The sequence below is a fragment of the Sphingomonas sp. IBVSS2 genome (assembly GCF_002127225.1).
Taxonomy (GTDB): domain Bacteria; phylum Pseudomonadota; class Alphaproteobacteria; order Sphingomonadales; family Sphingomonadaceae; genus Sphingomonas.
The window spans coordinates 378,020-396,521 of the sequence record NZ_NFUR01000002.1 but is presented as its reverse complement, the minus strand read 5'-3'; the positions used below and the strand labels follow the sequence as shown (position 1 = coordinate 396,521).

General features: G+C 63.0%; 17 protein-coding genes. 3 read left to right on the top strand and 14 right to left on the bottom strand.

Annotation, left to right across the window (positions count from 1 at the left end; genetic code table 11):
• The first annotated feature begins 25 nt into the window (after positions 1-25).
• Positions 26-1,072, top strand: a complete 1,047-nt coding sequence (gene pseI, locus CAP40_RS07920; RefSeq protein ID WP_086128844.1) for a pseudaminic acid synthase — start codon at positions 26-28, stop codon at positions 1,070-1,072.
• 18 nt (positions 1,073-1,090) lie between these two features.
• Here pseI and pseG read toward each other — a convergent pair whose 3' ends face one another.
• The 14 genes from pseG to CAP40_RS07850 form a co-directional block, all read right to left on the bottom strand.
• Positions 1,091-2,254: a UDP-2,4-diacetamido-2,4,6-trideoxy-beta-L-altropyranose hydrolase gene (pseG, locus tag CAP40_RS07915; protein ID WP_086128843.1), complete on the bottom strand. Its 1,164-nt coding sequence runs from the start codon at positions 2,252-2,254 to the stop codon at positions 1,091-1,093.
• On the bottom strand, positions 2,205-2,723 hold the full coding sequence (gene pseH / locus CAP40_RS07910) for a UDP-4-amino-4,6-dideoxy-N-acetyl-beta-L-altrosamine N-acetyltransferase (RefSeq protein WP_218822120.1): 519 nt from the start codon (positions 2,721-2,723) through the stop codon (positions 2,205-2,207). The genes pseG and pseH overlap by 50 nt, the downstream gene beginning before the upstream one ends.
• Positions 2,724-2,738: 15 nt before the next feature.
• Positions 2,739-3,455 (bottom strand): cytidylyltransferase domain-containing protein, encoded by a 717-nt coding sequence (locus CAP40_RS07905; protein WP_144034279.1) that lies wholly within the window; start codon positions 3,453-3,455, stop codon positions 2,739-2,741.
• Positions 3,456-3,477: 22 nt separating this feature from the next.
• Entirely contained in the window at positions 3,478-4,806 is a 1,329-nt protein-coding gene (locus CAP40_RS07900) for a glutamate-1-semialdehyde 2,1-aminomutase (protein ID WP_086128841.1), read from the bottom strand.
• Positions 4,807-4,809: 3 nt separating this feature from the next.
• Positions 4,810-5,718: a Gfo/Idh/MocA family oxidoreductase gene (locus tag CAP40_RS07895; RefSeq protein ID WP_086128840.1), complete on the bottom strand. Its 909-nt coding sequence runs from the start codon at positions 5,716-5,718 to the stop codon at positions 4,810-4,812.
• Positions 5,719-5,721: 3 nt separating this feature from the next.
• Positions 5,722-6,579: an aldo/keto reductase gene (locus CAP40_RS07890; protein ID WP_086128839.1), complete on the bottom strand. Its 858-nt coding sequence runs from the start codon at positions 6,577-6,579 to the stop codon at positions 5,722-5,724.
• On the bottom strand, positions 6,576-7,742 hold the full coding sequence (gene pseC / locus CAP40_RS07885; protein ID WP_086128838.1) for a UDP-4-amino-4,6-dideoxy-N-acetyl-beta-L-altrosamine transaminase: 1,167 nt from the start codon (positions 7,740-7,742) through the stop codon (positions 6,576-6,578). The genes CAP40_RS07890 and pseC overlap by 4 nt, the downstream gene beginning before the upstream one ends.
• On the bottom strand, positions 7,742-8,740 hold the full coding sequence (gene pseB, locus CAP40_RS07880; RefSeq protein ID WP_086129361.1) for a UDP-N-acetylglucosamine 4,6-dehydratase (inverting): 999 nt from the start codon (positions 8,738-8,740) through the stop codon (positions 7,742-7,744). Before pseB ends, pseC begins: the two co-directional genes overlap by 1 nt.
• Before the next feature lie 61 nt (positions 8,741-8,801).
• The gene (gene wecC / locus CAP40_RS07875; protein ID WP_086128837.1) at positions 8,802-10,052 is read right to left on the bottom strand and encodes a UDP-N-acetyl-D-mannosamine dehydrogenase; all 1,251 of its coding nucleotides are present in this window, start codon (positions 10,050-10,052) and stop codon (positions 8,802-8,804) included.
• Positions 10,049-11,218: a non-hydrolyzing UDP-N-acetylglucosamine 2-epimerase gene (wecB, locus tag CAP40_RS07870; RefSeq protein ID WP_086128836.1), complete on the bottom strand. Its 1,170-nt coding sequence runs from the start codon at positions 11,216-11,218 to the stop codon at positions 10,049-10,051. Before wecB ends, wecC begins: the two co-directional genes overlap by 4 nt.
• 104 nt (positions 11,219-11,322) lie before the next feature.
• Complete coding sequence (locus CAP40_RS07865; RefSeq protein WP_086128835.1) at positions 11,323-13,485, bottom strand: bi-domain-containing oxidoreductase; 2,163 nt, start codon at positions 13,483-13,485, stop codon at positions 11,323-11,325.
• Positions 13,486-13,548: 63 nt separating this feature from the next.
• Complete coding sequence (locus CAP40_RS07860; protein WP_086128834.1) at positions 13,549-14,322, bottom strand: AglZ/HisF2 family acetamidino modification protein; 774 nt, start codon at positions 14,320-14,322, stop codon at positions 13,549-13,551.
• A 3-nt stretch (positions 14,323-14,325) separates the two neighbouring features.
• A complete protein-coding gene (gene hisH / locus CAP40_RS07855; protein ID WP_086128833.1) occupies positions 14,326-14,934 on the bottom strand; it encodes an imidazole glycerol phosphate synthase subunit HisH in 609 nt (202 codons plus the stop codon).
• On the bottom strand, positions 14,931-16,064 hold the full coding sequence (locus CAP40_RS07850) for an N-acetyl sugar amidotransferase (RefSeq protein WP_086128832.1): 1,134 nt from the start codon (positions 16,062-16,064) through the stop codon (positions 14,931-14,933). The genes hisH and CAP40_RS07850 overlap by 4 nt, the downstream gene beginning before the upstream one ends.
• 299 nt (positions 16,065-16,363) lie before the next feature.
• Between CAP40_RS07850 and CAP40_RS07845 the strand changes: the two genes are divergently transcribed.
• Together CAP40_RS07845 and CAP40_RS07840 are read left to right on the top strand one after the other, a co-directional pair.
• Positions 16,364-17,473, top strand: a complete 1,110-nt coding sequence (locus CAP40_RS07845; protein WP_179187971.1) for a hypothetical protein — start codon at positions 16,364-16,366, stop codon at positions 17,471-17,473.
• Complete coding sequence (locus CAP40_RS07840) at positions 17,466-18,500, top strand: acyltransferase (protein ID WP_086128830.1); 1,035 nt, start codon at positions 17,466-17,468, stop codon at positions 18,498-18,500. Before CAP40_RS07845 ends, CAP40_RS07840 begins: the two co-directional genes overlap by 8 nt.
• Positions 18,501-18,502 lie beyond the last annotated feature (2 nt).

Sequence of the window (18,502 nt, the reverse complement as noted above, 5' to 3'; positions counted from 1 at the left end):
CGCGGAGTCCAAGAGGATCGAAACAATGAGCTTTGCAATCGACGGACGCGAAATCGGGCCAGACGCCCCTCCCTATATCATCGCGGAGCTCTCGGCGAACCACAACGGCAAGCTGGAACGCGCGCTGGAGTCGATCGAAGTCGCCAAGCGCTGCGGGGCCGACGCGGTCAAGCTCCAGACCTACACCGCCGATACCATGACGATCGACAGCGACCGGCCCGAGTTCCTGATCAAAGGCGGGCTCTGGGACGGCTACAAGCTCTACGATCTCTATAATTGGGCGCAAACCCCCTATGAGTGGCACCAGGCGATGTTCGATCACGGACGCGCGCTGGGAATCACCGTGTTCTCGACGCCCTTCGATGAGACTGCCGTCGACCTTCTCGAGAAGCTGGGAGCACCGGCCTACAAGATTGCCTCGTTCGAAGTCACCGACCTGCCGCTGATCCGCTACGTCGCCTCGACCGGCAAGCCGATGATCATGTCGACCGGCATGGCCAATGAGCAGGAGATACAGGAAGCGGTCGATGCCGCGCACGGCGCCGGCGCGAAGGATCTCGTGCTTCTTCACTGCATCAGCAGCTACCCCGCGCCGATGGACCAGGCCAATCTGCGGCAGATCAACATATTGCGGGAGCGCTTCGGCACGCATGTGGGCCTGTCGGACCATACCATGGGCACCACCGCGGCGGTCGCCGCGACCGCGCTCGGCGCATGTGCCATCGAGAAGCACTTCACGCTGGATCGCAATGACAAGGGGCCGGACAGCGAGTTTTCGCTCGAGCCGGACGAACTCGCGCGGCTGTGCACCGACACCCGAAGCGCCTTCTCGGCGCTCGGCACCGGCGAGTTCAAGCGGCAGAAGGTGGAGGAAGCGAACCGCATCTTCCGCCGTTCCATCTACTTCATCAATGACCTCGAGGCCGGCGCGACGGTGAAGCCGGAGGACATGCGCCGTATCCGTCCCGGCATGGGCCTGGCGCCTTCGCAGTTCGACGCCATAGTCGGCAAGCGGCTCAAAGTCGCCGTGACTCGCGGAACGCCCACCAGCTGGGATCTGTTCGCGGACTAGCGGGCCGCCGCCGGGCGGTCACCCCGCCCGGCACAGCCCCTGGATATGCGCGACCACCCGATCGACTCCCTTGCCGTCGGTGACGGCGCTTGCCGCCCGGCTCATCGCGGCCAACGCCCCCGGTCGCGCGGCATCCTCGACCAAGGCCCCGAGGCGCGACACGACGTCCTCCACGCCACCGACCAGGCCCGCGGCGCCGGCATCCGCCAACGCTTTCGCGCCGGCAACCTGATTCTCCGCAATCGTGACGATGAGCGTCGGCAGCCCCAGGCAGCAACGCTCCCAGGCCGTCACGCCCGCACCTCCGATCGCCAGGTCGCTGCTCGCCATCAGCTCGGCCATATCGGTCACATCGACCAGCACCTCGGCCGATCCGCGCATTCCCGCCGCGGCCTTCCGCACCGCATCCAGCCAGGGCGCCCTGGAGCCGAGAACGATCGTGACCGAACAGGTGTCGGGCAGCGTGGAGGCATCGAGCGCATCGAGCACCCGCGTCGTCGCGTTGAATGCATCAACGCCCCCCATTGCCACCAGAATGCGGCGCAACGACGAATCTTCCCGCCGGACAAGGCTGCTTTCGCGGGCGGCGGCAAATTCGGCACGTAGTAGTGCATATTCCGCGCCGGCCAGCACCACGGTCCCAGGCCGCGCCACGGCAGCGTAGTCGGTCGGCCGCCGGCCGAGATTGGCATCGACGATCATCGCGCAGCTATGGGCGCGGTCAGCCAGGTCGTCGACGACCACGATCCGCTCGGGAACGATGCCGACCCCGGCTTCCCATCGCGCATCGAGCGCATAATGGTCGACCACCAGCAAATCGATACCAAGGGCGGCGACATGGCTCGCGGTCTGCCCGGCATCCGCTTCCCAAGTGCCGCCGAGCCACCCCGCATGCGGGGGATCGGCAGGAGAAACCGCCGCCGCCCCGCCCTCGGCATGGATCTCCAGGACCGGGAACCCGGCGGCCCGGACATAGGCGTTGAGGTTGCCGGCATGATCTTTCGAAATGAAGTGGACATCCGCCCCCTGGTCCGCCAGCGCCCTGGCAAGCGTGAGGCAGCGCATCACGTGCCCGGTTCCGATCGCGATCGACGCATCGACGCGGATTGCGACTTTCGACACCGTCAATCTCTCATTGCCTTGCGCGCCACTCTTCGGCGAGCAGGCCGAAGCAGCGAACATCCCGATAGACGCCATCTACCAGACGGTGCGCACGCAGGGTTCCTTCATCGCGGAACCCCAGGCGCGCGTGGAACCGCACGGACCGTTCATTACAGGCGAGCGCCTCTCCGCAGAGCTTGTGCAGCCGCAGCACGTCGAAGGCATGGCGCAGCGCGGCATCGCCCAGCAAGGCTCCCGTGCCTTGCGGCGATCCGGGCACGACATAGAAGCCCCAGCTCGCCACGCCGGGATGAAGCTCGGCGATGTTGACGAAGCCGATCGGCCCCGCGAGCGTCTCGGCAATCAGCGCGTGGCGCTTCGCATCCGCCTCAACCGCGGCGAACCAACGACGATGCTGATCGAGACCGATCTCGTCCTGATCGTACATGTAGCGACGGACCTCTGGGGCATTGCGCCAGAGAAGTACGCGCGCGCGATCCTCCTCGCGCATCGGGCGCACCGTTGCAGTCATCGCCTTGTTCTCGCCCATGACGGTAGTTCCGATTCAGCCGGGCAGGTGCATCGCATTGATCGCCGGAATTGCCGGGTTCGCCGCAACCAGATCGAGCGCATCCTGCAGCGTGAAACTGTCTTCCCGGCCAGGAAATGCTTCTATGATGGCCTTGAGGAGGTGATAGTCCTCCCGATAGTCGAGCGTCCAGCGGTGCGTGCGGAAATAGTTGATCGCCGATTCGAAATTGCGCACCCGCTGCCCTTCTTCCCAAAAGAAGGGGATCACATGCTCCCGCTGGAAACTCGTCCGCGCTTCGTGCCACGCGCGCTCCAGCGACGCGAACGGTATCACATCGACGTCCATGCCATCCGGGAAGGTAATGGGGTGGCGGTTGGTCAGCAGATCGAAACTGCCTGCCTCCTGCCGTGCTAGCCGAACCGCATTGTCCACGATCGCGGGATCGATGATCGGACAATCGGCGGTGACGCGCACGACATGGTCTGCTCCGAACCGCTGCGCCGCCCGATAATAGCGATCGAGCACGTCATGCTCGCTGCCGCGATAGCTCTCGACCCCGTTGGCGACGGCCCATTCCGCGATCGGATCGTCCTGAGGCAATGCGCTGGTGATGACATAGACCGCATCGAGCAGCTCGGCGCGGCGGAGCCGCTCGAACAGATGCGTGAGCAACGGCTTGCCTGCCGCTTCCATCAGCACCTTGCCCGGCAAGCGGCTCGAGCCCATGCGCGCCTGAACGAAACACTGCATCGCGATCTCCGGCAAGTCAGGATCAGTTGTACTTGCGGAAGACCGGCTTCACGGCGTCGCCCTGATAGGTCGAGACGACGTCCGCGCTGCTGCCGAGAACGCGTTCCACCTTCTCCATCCCGGCACGCAGCGCGTCGAAGGTCTGGTCGAGCTCCGCCTGGCCGTGCGCTGCCGTGATCGAGATCCAGGGAATCAGCACGCCATTGGCCACCACTTCCTCGTGGAAGCTCGTGTGCAATTCGGGCCAATAGGTGCCGTCCGCCTTGGTGCACAGGATCTGGGGATTGCAATCGAAACCAATAATCCGCACGTGATCCGACACGCCGACTGAGCCGGCGAGCGCCCGGAACCCCTCCTTCATCTGTTTCCCGAGCCGCCACACATGTGCGGAGACGTCCTCGGCTATGCATTTCCGCATCGTCGCCAGGCAGGCTGCCAGTCCCACCGTCTCCGAAGCATGGGTCTGCGACAGCAGGAAAACGCGCGGCTGGTCATGCTGCAGCCCGCCCAGCTTCATCAGTTCCCTGTCACCGATCAGGAACGAGAAGCTGAAGCCGTTGGAGACCGCCTTGCCGTAGGTCGCGAGATCCGGCTGCACTCCGTAGAGATGATGGGCCCCGAGCGGATGGAAACGCATCGCGGCAATCATCTCGTCGAACACGAGCACCGTCCCTTCGCGCTTGGTGACATCGCGAAGCCGCTGGAGGAAATCGTCCACCGGCTCGTCGTTCTTCACCGGCTCGAGGATCAGCGCGGCGATCTGGCCGGGATACCGGGCGAACAGGTCTTCGACCGACGCAATGTCGTTGTAGCGGAACTTGACCGTCCACCCGCTTTCCTCGGCCGGAACGCCCGCATCCATATTGGTGGAACCGATGAACCAGTCATGGGTCGAAAAGAAGGGATGATCCCCGCAAACCGCGACCAGCTTGCGGCCCGTCGCGGCGCGCGCCAGCTTGATCGCCGCGGTGGTGACGTCCGAACCATTCTTGCCGAATTTGACCATCCCCGCCCAGGGATGGAGACCGAGCAGATACTCCGCGACCTCGAGTTCCAGCAATCCGGGCCGCGTATAGTTCACGCCTTCATCGATGGCAGCCTTTACGGCATCGTTCACATCCTCGTCACCATGACCAAGAATGAAGACCCGATTGCCCATTGCCCAATCGAGAAAACGATTGCCATCCACATCAGTACAAAAGGCACCCTTTGCCGATTCTATCAGCTGCGGAGAATTATAGGGAAACTGATCCAGCCCCTTACTATAAGTATGGCCACCACCAGGAACCAGTTCATGCAATTGCGAAATGAGCTGATGCGATCTTTCGAAGCTGAATGAATTCCTGCTCATTGTTTACGATCGCCTTCCCAACTGAATGATTTCGACCACATCCAGCGTTTCCTGGCGGTCGATATTCGTCGCCTGTCCTCTTACCACCGCAAGGAAGCGGATCAAGGCAGCCTTGAACGCAGAAAAGGAATCGCGAAAAACCAGATCCGCATATCCGGAATCGCCCAGAATCCGGTATCCGATCGGCGAAAGCCCATCGCCCGTGCTGGTGAACCTGCCGACCATTCCATTCTCGGCGACGAGGCTCAACTGGTGGATCCCCTGGGATATGATGAGGTCGTGCTTCCGCGCCTTCGAAAGAGCGGGGAATGCCTGCAACACCGGTTCGATCGCGTGAACTGCATAGGTGTCCCAATATTTCGGGACCCAGGCGTCGATCATCCGCACCCGGCCGATCCGCGCAAGCTGCTCGGCGGTGGGCGCCAACTCAGCGGCGTAGCGCAGTGCCGTGCAGGAAAACAGGTGCCGGTCGCTCGCGGCCATGCCGATAAGCGCCTCCGCCTTGGCGCGCGCCAGCGCCAGCGGCTTGTCGATATAGATTGGAATGCCCGCGCGCAGGAACGGCTCGGCGAAGCGATGGTGATTGCCCGCATCGTCCCGCGCGAGCAGCACGGCATCGACGGCACCCACCATGTCCTCGGGACGCTCCACGATCGTCTCGATCAGGCTGGCATCGGCGATATGGCGCGAAAGCAGCGGATCCTGCGTCCAGACATGCGTTACCCGCGCGCCGGAGATGAAGTCGTCGGGATAGACGCGCTCGCCCAGATATTGGGGAATGCCCGGGAATGGGCAGCTCGCCATCGCGGCAACATCATAGCCGTTGATGATCGCCGCCCAGGAGAATGGGTGGCCATTGCCTTCGCTCATGCCGATGATGCCGAGCCGTAGCAGCGCCGCGTCATCCCGCATGGCTCAGGTCCAGCGTCCAGGCAGGAGAAGATCCAGGTCGTCCGTGGCCAGATTCGCTGGCAGGGGCGGCAAATCGCCCTCGGCCGCTTCCACGATCTCACGGAGCTGCGTGGCGGTCTCCACCCCTACCACCCCGCGTGCGATCGCCGGGTTGCCCAATACGAAGCGCAGGCACGCTGCAAGCTGGCTGATCCCCTGCTCCGCCGTCCATTGCCGGAGGCGAACGAAGAGCGGCCTCCACCGAGCAAAATAGGCCGGCAGCGTGTCAGCGCCGGCCAGCAGCAGGCCCTGCAGGAACAACGAGCGCGCATGCACCTGGGTACCGGCGTCGGCCAGGCGCGCCAACCAGCCGCTGGTCTCGATGCGCCGATCGAACAGGCTGTACGGACATTGCACGATATCGGGGCGCAGGATCGGCCAGATTCGATCGAGCTCATCGGGCGAATAGATGGAAACGCCGATTTGCCCGACCAGCCCGCTCGCCCTGGCCTGCGTCATGGCCGTCGCGAGCGCGGGGCCGTTCGCCTCCAGCAACTGCTCCGGACGATGGAGCAGCAACCCCTCGACCCGCTCCACGCCCAGGCGCGAGAATGACTTCGCCAGCTCGCCCGACATCCATGCCGCCGGATCTTCATTCGCCGAAAGCCCGGGCGGCAGCTTGGTGATGATGTTCCAATCGGCAACGCCCACCGCGCCGAGCACGGTCTCGCTGGTGCCATAGGCAATGGCCGTGTCGAGCGTATCGATCCCACTCGCGCGGGCCTCCGCAAGGATGCGGTGAACTTCTCCGGCGGAAACCTGCCCATTGCCCGTGACGCCGTAATCGAGCCCGAACTGAACCGTTCCCAGCGCGAGCTTCATCCGCGTAGGGCCCTATCCAGGCTGGCCACGACGCGCTCGACTGCCTCGTCGTCGATTTGGGGATACATAGGGATGCTGATTGCACGCGCGTAATAACGCTCGGCGGCGGGGAAATCGCCCGGCTGGAAGCCAAAAGCGCGATAATAGGGCTGCAGATGCACCGGGATATAGTGAAGGTTCACGCCGATCCCGTCGCCGCGCATCGCCTCGAACACAGTGCGATGATCGCGATTGGTCCGATCGCTGTCGAGCTGCACGACATAGAGGTGCAGCCCCGAATAGGACTCGGGAATGTTATACGGCACGATGACGGGAAGATCGGCGAGCAGCGTATCGTAGCACTGGGCGATGCGATGCCGTTGGGTGACGTAGTCGTCGATGCGCGCGAGCTGGCTCAGGCCGAGCGCCGCCTGCAGCTCGGTCAGGCGATAGTTGAAGCCGAGCTCGACCTGCTGGTAGTACCAGGGGCCGTCCGGCGCGTGAGTCATTTCCGCCGCGTCACGCGTGATACCGTGGCTGCGCAGCAGCTCCATCCGCCGCGCCAGCCCCGGATCGTTGGTGAGCGCCGCACCGCCCTCGGCAGTCGTGATGATCTTGACCGGGTGGAAGCTGAAGATGGTGACATCGCTGAATGCGCAGCTCCCGACCGGCTTGTCCCGATAGCGGCCGCCAACGGCGTGCGAGGCGTCCTCGATCACCTTGAAACCGTAGCGATCGGCAAGCGCGCGGATGGGCGCCATGTCGCAGGACTGGCCGCTGAGGTGCACGGGCACCACGATCTTCGGAAGCCTGCCCTGACGCTCCGCCTGCTCCAGCTTCGCGGCAAGCGCGTCGATGCTGATATTGCAGGTCGCGGGATCGATATCGACAAAATCCACCCGCGCTCCGCAATAGAGCGCGCAATTGGACGACGCGACGAAAGTGATCGGCGTCGTCCACAACCAGTCGCCCTCACCCAATCCCAGCGCCAGGCAAGCGATGTGGAGCGCGGAGGTCGCGCTATTCACCGCCACTGCGCGCGCTGCGCCGCAATAAGCGGCAAGCGCTTCCTCGAACGCCGGGACGCACGGTCCTTGCGTCAGGAAATCGGATTTCAGCACGGCCGTGACCGCAGCAATATCCTCGTCGGTGATGTGCTGCCGGCCGTACGGAATGAAATCCATCAGATCGCCCCGATCTTCTCGCGGTTGCGCTCGATCCAGGCCTGAAGCTCTTCCGGGGCCATCCATTCGGGATTGTTGTCGCTCGAATAGACGAAGTCCTCGGCTACCTTCTTGCCATCCTTGATTCGGTAGGGATCGACACTCCAGTTATGGATCGCCGGCAGGATCTTGAAGTGCTCGGGATACTCGTAGGTATAGAGCGCGTCCTCGGCACTGATCATCTGCTCGTGCAGCTTCTCGCCCGGACGGATACCGATAATCTCCTGCCGTGCCTCCGCATCTATCGCGCTGGCAACGTCGGTAACCTTCATGGACGGGATCTTCTTCACATAGATTTCCCCGCCCTGCATGTCGTCAAACGCATGCCAGACCAGTTCCACACCCTGCTCGAGCGAGATCATGAAGCGAGTCATCCGCGGATCGGTGATGGGCAGCACTCCCTTGTCCTTGATCGACAGGAAGAAGGGGATCACCGAGCCACGCGAGCCCATGACGTTGCCGTAACGCACCACCGCAAAGCGCGTATCCTGCCCGCCCGCATAGGAATTGCCCGAAACGAACAGCTTGTCGGACGCCAGCTTGGTTGCCCCATACAGATTGATCGGGCTGCTCGCCTTGTCGGTCGACAAGGCGACCACGCGCTTCACCTTCTTGTCGATGCAGGCATCGATCAGGTTCATGGCGCCGATGACGTTGGTCTTGACGCATTCGAAGGGATTGTATTCGGCAGTCGGCACGATCTTGGTGGCGGCCGCGTGGACCACATAGTCGACGCCGTCCAGCGCGCGATAGAGGCGTTCGCGATCGCGGACATCGCCGATGAAGAAGCGGACGCGATCGTCGTCCGCGAACTTCTTGGCCATATCCCACTGCTTCATCTCGTCACGCGAGTAGATGATGATCCTGCGCGGATTGTACTTGGCCAGAGTCATCGGCACGAAGGCGTTGCCGAACGACCCCGTTCCGCCAGTGACCAGAATTGACTTGTTTTCCAACATCATAATCTTTCCAGACTTGTTCGCCGACGCGATGGGGCGATGATGGGGCCGACAGCGCCGCTCAGGCGCTGTTCCGCAAGAAACCACAGGCGTCAAACAGCGCCTTGCCGGCGAATGCGTTCCCGGGCAGCTCACGGAAGGCTGAATGGTTGACCAGGAAGACGACGATATCCGCCTCGCTGACGGCCTGCGCGGCGGAAACGAGCATTGCCCTGCCCTCCAGGCGCGCGGGCAGCGCCTCGACATGCGGCTCAACGGCCAGCACATCGCAATCACCTGCCGAAGCCAGCGCGAGGCAGATGTCGAGCGCGGGGCTCTCGCGCAGGTCGTCGATATTGGGCTTGAAGGCCAGGCCCATGCACGCGACCTTCGCCCGGCCAGGCTGCGCGGCGACCAGGGCGCGAACCTTGTCGACCACCCAGTGCGGCTTGCCGTCATTGACCTCGCGCGCGGTGCGGATCAGGCGCGCGGCATCGGGAGAGCTGTGCACGATGAACCACGGGTCGACCGCGATGCAATGCCCCCCCACCCCGGGGCCGGGCTGGAGAATATTGACCCGCGGATGGCGATTGGCGAGGCGGATAAGCTCCCACACATCGACATCGATCTTGTCGCAGATCAGCGAAAGCTCGTTGGCGAACGCGATGTTGGCATCACGGAAACTATTCTCCGTGAGCTTGCACATCTCCGCGGTGCGAGCATCGGTGATCATGCACTCACCCTCGACGAAAATCCGGTACAGCGCGACTGCCTGCTCCGAGCAACGCTTGCTGAGCCCCCCGATCACGCGGTCATTCTGCACCAGTTCCCGGAGCACGTTCCCCGGCAGCACCCGCTCGGGGCAGTGCGCGACGCGGATATCGCTGTCGCCGCCGTGGGTCTCCGGAAAGGTCAGGTCGGGCCGCGCCGCCGCAAGCCAGCCGGCCATCGCCTCGGTCGCGCCGACGGGCGAGGTCGATTCGAGAATGACCAGATTGCCCGCCCGCAAAGCCGGCGCGATCGTGCGGCTGGCCGCCTCGATATAGCTGAGGTCGGGCACATGGCCGTCGCGGAACGGCGTGGGCACCGCGACGACGAAGACATCGGCCGGTTCGGCCTCGGTGGTCGCGCGTAGATACCCGTCCAGCACGGCAGTGCGCACGACCGCGTCGAGATCGGGCTCGACGATATGCGTCTCGCCGCGATTGATGCTCTCGACCACGGCCGCGTTCACGTCCAGGCCGATCACCTTCCGTCGCCGCGAGGCGATGATCGCAGCGGTGGGAAGGCCGATATACCCCAGGCCGACGACGCAAATAGTCTCGAAACTCATGCTCGCTCCAGATGCAGGCGCCCCTGCTCTCGCAATTCCTGCCCGTATGCCGCGAGCCGCTCCACGATCCGGCTGCAGGCCTTGCCGTCGCCATAGGGATTGTAGGCGCCGCTCATCCTGGCATAGGCCGCGCGATCGGTCAGCAATTCGCGCAGGCCGCCCGTGATACGCTCGATATCGGTGCCGACCAGGCGAACGGTCCCGGCGCTCACCGCCTCGAGCCGCTCGCTGGTGTCGCGCATCACCAGGACGGGCTTGCCGAGGGAGGGAGCCTCTTCCTGCACCCCGCCCGAATCGGTGAGAATCAAGTCGCAACGGTTCATCAGATAAATAAACGGGAGATAGTTGAGCGGCTCGATCAGATGGACGTTGGGCACGGCCGAGAGGTGGCGCATCACCGGCTCGCGCACATTCGGATTCAGATGCACCGGATAGACGATGTCGAGATCCGGGAACTCCCCGGCGGTCTGCGCCAGCGCTTCGCAGATCCGCTCAAAGCCCTGGCCGAAGCTTTCACGGCGATGCCCGGTCACCAGCAACAAGCGCGCGCCCTGGCGAAGCATGTCGAACTTCGCATCGAGCTCGGCTCGCGACGCCGCATCACCCTGCAAGCGCTCGACGACCGAGAGCAGGGCGTCGATCACCGTGTTGCCGGTAATATCGATCGCCGCGGGCGAAACGCCCTCGCGCAGCAAATTGTCGGCCGATGCCTGGGTCGGCGTGAAGTGGAGATTGGCCAGCGCCCCGGCAAGCTTGCGGTTCGCCTCTTCCGGCCAGGGGGAATAGAGGTTCCCGGTGCGCAGCCCCGCCTCGACATGGCCAATCGCGACCTGCTGATAATAGGCCGCGATGCTCACGGCCATCGTGGTCGCGGTATCGCCATGCACCAGCACGATATCCGGCCGCCATTGCCCGAAAACCTCGCGCATGCCCTGCAGGATCGCGCAAGTCACATCGGTCAGGTCCTGCCGCGGACGCATGATGTCCAGATCGAAATCGGGCCGGAGCGCGAACAGCTCGAGGACCTGGTCGAGCATCTCGCGATGCTGCGCGGTGACGCACAAGCGAGCCTCGAACCGCGGATCGCTGGCAAGCGCTGTACACAGGGGCGCCATCTTGATCGCCTCGGGGCGAGTCCCGACTACAGTGAGAATCCTGAGACTCATCTAAACCCCTGTGGCCAAAGCAACCGGAAATATCCGGGCCCTCGCCCCGCCTCCCCTGCAAGCGCGGCGCGGGCCTTGCCATAGTCGATAGGTGATTGCCACCCTTAAATCCCGTCCGCCGGCGCGCTGTCCCGCTGCTCGCGAAGCTGTCGGGCCACCTCGATCGTCGCGCGCGCGACTTCGAAGATCTCATCGGCCGGGATTGCAGGAACGCCGCCCGCAACGGCGGCAAGGAAGGCCGCGCAGCAATTCTCCTGCCCCTTGTCCTGGCGGCGCAGATTGAGCTTCGAGAAACCCGGCCAGGCAAAGCCCTTCATCCGGCGGAAATTGTCGATCTGGAGCGTGCGACCCGCGACGAACACCTCGATCCGCTCCTTGGGGAAGCTCTTGGCGCCGTTCGCGAGATACATCAGCGTCCCGAAGGATCCATCCGCGAAGCCGATCGTGATCGAGGCCTTGTCCTCCACCAACCCGTCACCCCCCGGCCGGCCCATCCGCCGCCCGCTGATGGAGACGATCGGGCTGTCGGCCAGGAAGCGCATCAGATCGATGAAGTGACAGGCCTCGCCGATGATCCGGCCACCGCCTCGGCCCAAGTCCTGCGTCCAGTGATCCGCAGGGATCGCGCCGGCGTTCATCAGCATCGCGAACGACTTGGGCTCCCGCGTGCCGGCAAGCAGCGCCTTCATCCTTACGATCTGGGGAGCGAAGCGACGGTTGAAGCCGACCATCAACTGCGGGCCTGCCCCGGCAGCATGCGCTTCGCGATAGGCTTGCTCGACCAGATCGACATCTTCCACCGTGATGCCAAGCGGCTTCTCGACGAAGACATGCTTGCCCGCGGCCAGCGCCTGTGCGGTGAGCCGCGCATGGCTATCGTGCCGCGTCGCGACCGTCACGATGTCAACGGCCGGGTCCACCATCGCCGCATCGGCGTCGCTCGATGCTCTGGCGAAGCCGAATTTACGGCCGGTGATCGCGCTCGAAAGGCCGCCGGCGCTGACGATGGTGTGCAGTTGCGCACCCGCCTTGCGAAAGGCCGGGATCAGCACGCGCGACGCATAGTTGCCGGCACCGATCACGGTCACCGAGGAACCGCCGCCGGCGAAGGCGCGCGGCGCGTCGAGAGCGACCGAGCGAGTCAGGCGCTCCTCCGCCGGCGCGGTATATTGCAGAAGCAGGCCCAGACCCGACTTGTCGGTGGTCAGCGCCTCATAGGCTTCGCCGGCCTGCTCGAACGGATAGCGCCGGGTGACCAGCGCATCGGTGACGAGCTGACCGCTTGCCATCATGTCGAGCACCGCTTCGAAATTGCGCCCTTCGGTCCAGCGAACGAAGGGAAGCGGATAGTCATGGCCCTGCTGCTCATAGGCCGCGTCGTAGCGCCCGGGGCCGTAGGAGCAGGAAACCTGGAAGGTCAGCTCCTTCTCGTAGAAGTCCGCGCGATTCAGCTCCAGGCCGGCGACTCCCACCAGCACGATGCGGCCACGCTTGCGCGACATGTGCGCCGCCTGGGTGACCGGGTCGTTCGAGCTGGTCGAAGCCGTGATGATCACGGCGTCCACGCCCTGGCCGCGGCTGAACGTCATCGCCGCCGCGACGGGATCCTCGCCCTTGCCGGGATTGCACGTCTCGGCGCCGAAGCGCCGCGCCAGCTCGAGCTTGGCGGGATCGAAGTCTATGGCCAGCACCCGGCAACCCTGGGCGCGCAGCAACTGGACGGTGAGCAGGCCGACGAGCCCGACGCCGGTGACCACCACCGTCTCTCCCAGCGTCGGCTGGGCGAGGCGAATGCCCTGCAATCCGATGCTCGCGACCACGGTGAAGGCCGCGGCCTCGTCGTCGACATTGTCCGGAATCTTTGCGCAGAGCATGTGTCCGACCGCGACGATGTCGGCATGGGGTCCATTGGAAGCGACCCGGTCGCCAACCGAAATGCCGGCCACACCCCGCCCCACCGCGATTACTTCGCCGACATTGCAATATCCGAGCGGGATTGGCTGATCGAGCTTCGAACGCACCGCGTCGATCGTCGTCATCAGCCCATCGGTCCTCACCTTCGCGAGCACTTCCTTCACGCGCTCGGGCTGCTGACGCGCCTTCTGGAGCATCGACGCCTTGCCGAAGCCGACCAGCATGCGCTCCGTCCCCGCCGAGATCAGCGTGTTGGTGGTCCTGATGAGCACCTGGCCTGCCCCGGCGATCGGGGCGGGCGCATCGACGATCTTCGTTTCACCGGTGTTGAAATACTGGACGATCTGTTTCATCTGATCCTCGAAAAAGCCTGGGTCCGGCCCGCGCCTGCTCCCCTTCGAACCCCGCGCAGCCTCTCAGGCGGCCACCTGCTCCTGCAACGCCCTTCTCTGCTCGCTCGAGAGATAGCTGATGAGCACCGCGCGATACGTGCCCTTGAAGACGAAGAAGCTACCGGCCGCGACACCCACCGTGCCGAGGGCGCGCACGGCGGCCTCCATGTCCGCGAGCGAGCCCGCGCCGCCCAGGATGGTCATCGGAACCTCGACCGCCGCGCGGACCTGCCTGGCCAGCGCGAGATCATAGCCGTCCATCATCCCGTCATGGTCGATCGAATTGATGACGATCTCGCCCGCCCCCAGGGCTTCGGCGCGCCGGGCGAACTCGACCGGGTCGAGCTTGACCGCACGGTTGCCATTGTGGGTCCGGAGCTGATGTCCGCCGAACGTCTTCTTCTTGACGTCCAGCACCACCACGACGCTCTGCCGTCCGACCTGCCTGGCGATTTCGCTGATGAGCTCCGGGCGTTCGATCGCCGCCGCGCTGATCGAGATTTTCTCCACGCCCAGGTCCATGATCCGCTTGGCCTGCTCGGCACTGGTCACGCCGCCGCCGTAACAAAGCGGCATCCGGCATTCCGCGGCGAGATTTTCGATCATCGCATAATTCGGCTCTGCGCCCTTCACCGTCGCATCGATATCCGCGACTATGAGTTCGTCGACTTCCTTCTCGTTGAAGATGCGCACCGCGTTGATCGGGTCGCCGACATATTTGTCGTCGCCAAATCGGCGCGTCTTGACGAGTCCGCCGTTGCGGACGAGCAGGCAGGGGACGACACGGGCGCGCAGCATGGCTTAGAGCTCTGCGAAATTCTTGAGGAGCCGCACACCATTGTGATGGCTCTTCTCGGGATGGAACTGAACGCCGAACACATTCCCGCGGTTCACGGCGCAGGTGAAGTTGCCGGCATATTCGGCGGTCGCGATGGCATCCGCCGCATCGGCGCAGCGGAAGCGATAGGAATGCAGAAAGTAGAAACCGAAGGCCTCGTCCATGCCCGCGAGGATGGGATTGTCTCCGGCACGGATCGTATTCCAGCCCATATGCGGCAACCGCCCGCCCTCCCCCTCGGGAAACCGAATCTTCTCCACCGTCCCCGAAACCCAGCCCAGGCCAGATTCCTCACCTTCTTCACTCATGTCCGCAAGCATCTGCATGCCGACGCATACGCCAAGAGCCGGCTTGCCACGGCCGATCACATGCTCTTGCAGCGGTTCGGCGAGGCCCGAAGCGCGCAGCCGCTGCATCGCGTGGTCGAAGGCGCCGACACCGGGGAGGATGATCTTGTCGGCCGCGCCCAATGCCTCCACATCATCCGCGATCAGATGCGGCACGTTGAGCTCGCGATAGATGTTGGCGAAGGCTCGGACATTGCCAAACCCGTAGCTGAGGATCGCAATCACCGTTTGACGGCCTTTTCCGCCCCGATCATCTGCAACAGGCGCGAACCGGTCTGGAAGATCCATTCCTGGTTCTTATAGTCACGGAAAGTCTTCTTCTCCATGGTAAAATAACCGCGAAGCTCCTCGCTGGAGACTTCCAGCTTGCGGGCAATGAAATCGAATTCGTGCTGGATCGTCTCAGGGTCGTAAGCCGGAATCTTGAGCTTCTCGATAGCATCCTCTCGCGTCATTTGCCCCGTGAGGATCAGGCTCGAATATTGCACTTTGCGCGTATCATAGCCGAAGCGCTCCGGCAGCCAATAACCCTCGAAGAAGCGGGTAAATCTCGATTCGAAATGCTTCTGCGGATAGGCCTTCCAGCCATAGCTGTCAGCCAGGGTCTGCTGCGCGTGCGCCTTTGTATAGGGCAGCCAGTCAAGCGGCTTCACCACACGCAAGCCGCGGATATAACGCAAATAGAACTTATGAAAGAAGATATTGCTGAAGGGATAGGTAGGCATCTCTACAGTCGAGAAGCGGCGCCGAATGTCATTGATCTGCGCCATGTCGGTGCCGTGGTACAACCATTCGAGCGGATTGCGAACACACTCGGTAGAGATGTTGCCCCCGTTCAGGATATACTTGATCCCATGCTTGTTCGCGAACTTGTATAGGGTCGCGACGAACGCATGATCCTGCGGGATATCGATGTGCGGAACGCCCGACTTGAAGAAGGCGAGTTGGAAGTCCCGCATCTCCTGCCAGTTGATCACCTCGGTATACAAGTCGAGGCCGAGCTTCTCGACCAGGACCTGGATATTGTTGACCGCGATATCGGTGTTCCATCCCCCATCGACATGGAACACCAGCGGGCGCAGGCCGAATTCCGTGACGACCAGATGCAGCATGTAGGAGCTGTCGAGCCCCCCGCTCATCCCGATGATACAGTCGAACTCGCGCCCTTTTCCATGCTCGCGTATCTGCTCGACGGTGCGGCGCAGCATTTCCCGACCGGTGTCGTCAGGATGCCATTTGGGAAGGACGTGCTCCTTGAAACCGCGGCAATGATCGCAAACGCCATGTGCATCGAATTCGATCTGCGTGTCCGTGGTGTCCATCACGCAGTTGCTGCAAACTTGGTATTCCCGCATGATAAATCCGTTCACCCGCTTCGCCGATCGGACGGCCCCTCCAATGTGGGCGGGCTCTAGACGCTAGTGTCGCGTTTTGCCAGTTGTCTTAGCATGTTCCAGCCTGGTTTTTTGTGCTGCAGCAACCCCAATCGTGCTGGTGACAGGCGGATGCATTTGCTCTAACGACGGCGCCGACCGGGGTTTCACCAGGGCAGATATGGCGGCGGCACCCTGCCTCGCTGACAAGCATTAAGAGCATGCGTCTCAGAATCGATCTTTCCGACTATCTTCAGCTGAAGACCTTGCTCCTCGCGGCGATGCTGATCCTCATGGTCACATCGGTCGCGCTGCAGTTCGTCGCGCTGCAGGCCGCCTTCATCCTGTACTGCTTCGGCCTTTTCGTTCTCTATAACAAAGAGATCGACTATCTCGGCACCGACGACAAGAACTACCTGGCCCTTGCTCTCGTCGCCACGGCGCTGATCCTGCCGATCAATGTTTTCCGGACGCCCACATCCGCGCTGCACTTCTCCATGGTGCTCGCGACGCTGGCGGGCGCGCTGGTGGCCGCGAAGTCGCCGCGCGCCTACGCCGCTGCGAGCCTCCTGGCATTGCTGCTCTCGCAAGGCGCCGTGCTCTGGTTCCTGCGCAAGGCGGGTCTCGACAATTTTCCGCTCGAGGACATGATCGAGGGCACGAGCAGCAACGGCATCACATCCTACATCGTCTGCCTCCAGATCAACTATTGCGTTGCCAACCTGCACGCCCGCGGCCGCGCGGCACCTCTGACGAGCGCGATCACCTTCTTCATCTGCGTGGTGGGCTATGGGCGCGGCTCGATCCTCGCGGGCACTGCGATCATGCTGATCTCCTTGCTCTTCGCCTTCCGCCCGCTGCCGCGCATCTACGCAATCGCCGCCACGGCGGTGCTGGCCCTGGGCTCAGCCTTCCTGATCGCCGAGAATTACCAGATCATCTACAATTTTGCCACAAACAACACCAAGCTTGGCACCGGGCTCTACGATGAACCCCGCGCCGCGATGATCGAAGAATATTGGAATCGCTTGAGCGGCCTCAATATCCTTTTCGGCGCAAGCTTCGACAATACGCTGATCGACCGGTTCTTCAACGGAAACCCCCACAATTCCTATATTCGTGGGCATCATTTCCTTGGCCTTTTCTATATCCTGCTGATGGGGCTGATGGCGCTCCGGCCGCTGTTCGCCCGCATTTCCCTCACCGAGAAGGCCTTCCATATGGCGATGCTCGCAACGCTGTTGCTGCGAGCATCGACCGAGCCGATTCTCTTCCCGACGCCATTCGACGTGATGTATTTCTCGATGTTCCTGCTGTTCGGCCGCCCGTCCCGGGCGCCTTTGGCGAAGAAGCGCGCCGCGCTGCCGTCACCGAAGCGCTCCTATGCCTAAGCTTGCTGCCCATTCGAACAATTTCAACCTGATCCGCCTGTGTGCCGCTGCCCAAGTCCTGGTGGTGCACGGCCTCAACCACTACGGGATCACCGGCTGGGGCGCGGACGTCTTCAAGGCGATCCCCGGCGTCCCCGTATTCTTCTTCATCAGCGGCTTCCTGATATCCACCTCCTATTTGCGGACCCGCGAGAACGGGCTGCGCGAGTTCTTTCGCAATCGCGTCCTTCGCATCTATCCGGCGCTGGTCGTTTGCGTGCTGCTCTCGACGGCAATGGTCGCCGCAACCGGCTATCTGGCCACCCAGTCCTTTTCGCCGGCGCATTTTGCCGGATGGGTATTGGGGCAGATGACATTCCTTCAGTTCTATAACCCCGATTTCATGCGGGGCTTTGGCGCAGGGGTGCTTAACGGCGCGCTGTGGACGATTACAGTCGAACTGCAATTCTATCTGCTCACCCCTCCGCTCATGTGGCTGATATCGCGCAAACCCCGTATCGCCGCCATGCTCTTCGCGGCATCGCTGGCAACCAATCTCTACCTGGGATGGGTGGGCGGCGGACGCTCCTTGCTCGACAAGCTGATCGCCGTCTCGTTCGTTCCCTGGGTGTACATGTTCATGATCGGCATGTTCGTTGCCCAGCGGCCGGGCCTGACGAAGGCACTGGCCAAGCCGAACTGGCTCTGGGGACTGCCATTCGCCTATATCGTCTCGATCTTCGCGCTCGGGGGATATGAGCACAACGCCCAGAATTCGATAAACCCGGTCTCTTTCTTGATCCTGGCGATACTGATCTTCAAGCTCGCCTATCTTCCGATATCGTTCGCCGGACGCGTACAGACATATATCGGGCGCAACGATTTCTCGTACGGCCTCTATCTATACCATATGCCGCTGATCAACCTGACGCTGTTTCTGGGCATGGCCCCGGTGGCAGGTATCCTCACGGCGGCAAGCGGAGCAATTCTCTCCGCGCTGCTATCCTGGTATCTCGTCGAGCGCCCTGCATTGAAGCGCAAGCACTGAGA

Coding starts and splice junctions, on each gene's coding strand:
- pseI (WP_086128844.1), top strand. CDS start 26: ATGAGCTTTGCAATCGACGGACGCGAAATCGGGCCAGACGCCCCTCCC.
- pseG (WP_086128843.1), bottom strand. CDS start 2,254: ATGTTCGCTGCTTCGGCCTGCTCGCCGAAGAGTGGCGCGCAAGGCAAT.
- pseH (WP_218822120.1), bottom strand. CDS start 2,723: ATGGGCGAGAACAAGGCGATGACTGCAACGGTGCGCCCGATGCGCGAG.
- CAP40_RS07905 (WP_144034279.1), bottom strand. CDS start 3,455: ATGCAGTGTTTCGTTCAGGCGCGCATGGGCTCGAGCCGCTTGCCGGGC.
- CAP40_RS07900 (WP_086128841.1), bottom strand. CDS start 4,806: ATGAGCAGGAATTCATTCAGCTTCGAAAGATCGCATCAGCTCATTTCG.
- CAP40_RS07895 (WP_086128840.1), bottom strand. CDS start 5,718: ATGCGGGATGACGCGGCGCTGCTACGGCTCGGCATCATCGGCATGAGC.
- CAP40_RS07890 (WP_086128839.1), bottom strand. CDS start 6,579: ATGAAGCTCGCGCTGGGAACGGTTCAGTTCGGGCTCGATTACGGCGTC.
- pseC (WP_086128838.1), bottom strand. CDS start 7,742: ATGGATTTCATTCCGTACGGCCGGCAGCACATCACCGACGAGGATATT.
- pseB (WP_086129361.1), bottom strand. CDS start 8,740: ATGTTGGAAAACAAGTCAATTCTGGTCACTGGCGGAACGGGGTCGTTC.
- wecC (WP_086128837.1), bottom strand. CDS start 10,052: ATGAGTTTCGAGACTATTTGCGTCGTCGGCCTGGGGTATATCGGCCTT.
- wecB (WP_086128836.1), bottom strand. CDS start 11,218: ATGAGTCTCAGGATTCTCACTGTAGTCGGGACTCGCCCCGAGGCGATC.
- CAP40_RS07865 (WP_086128835.1), bottom strand. CDS start 13,485: ATGAAACAGATCGTCCAGTATTTCAACACCGGTGAAACGAAGATCGTC.
- CAP40_RS07860 (WP_086128834.1), bottom strand. CDS start 14,322: ATGCTGCGCGCCCGTGTCGTCCCCTGCCTGCTCGTCCGCAACGGCGGA.
- CAP40_RS07850 (WP_086128832.1), bottom strand. CDS start 16,064: ATGCGGGAATACCAAGTTTGCAGCAACTGCGTGATGGACACCACGGAC.
- CAP40_RS07845 (WP_179187971.1), top strand. CDS start 16,364: ATGCTGATCCTCATGGTCACATCGGTCGCGCTGCAGTTCGTCGCGCTG.
- CAP40_RS07840 (WP_086128830.1), top strand. CDS start 17,466: ATGCCTAAGCTTGCTGCCCATTCGAACAATTTCAACCTGATCCGCCTG.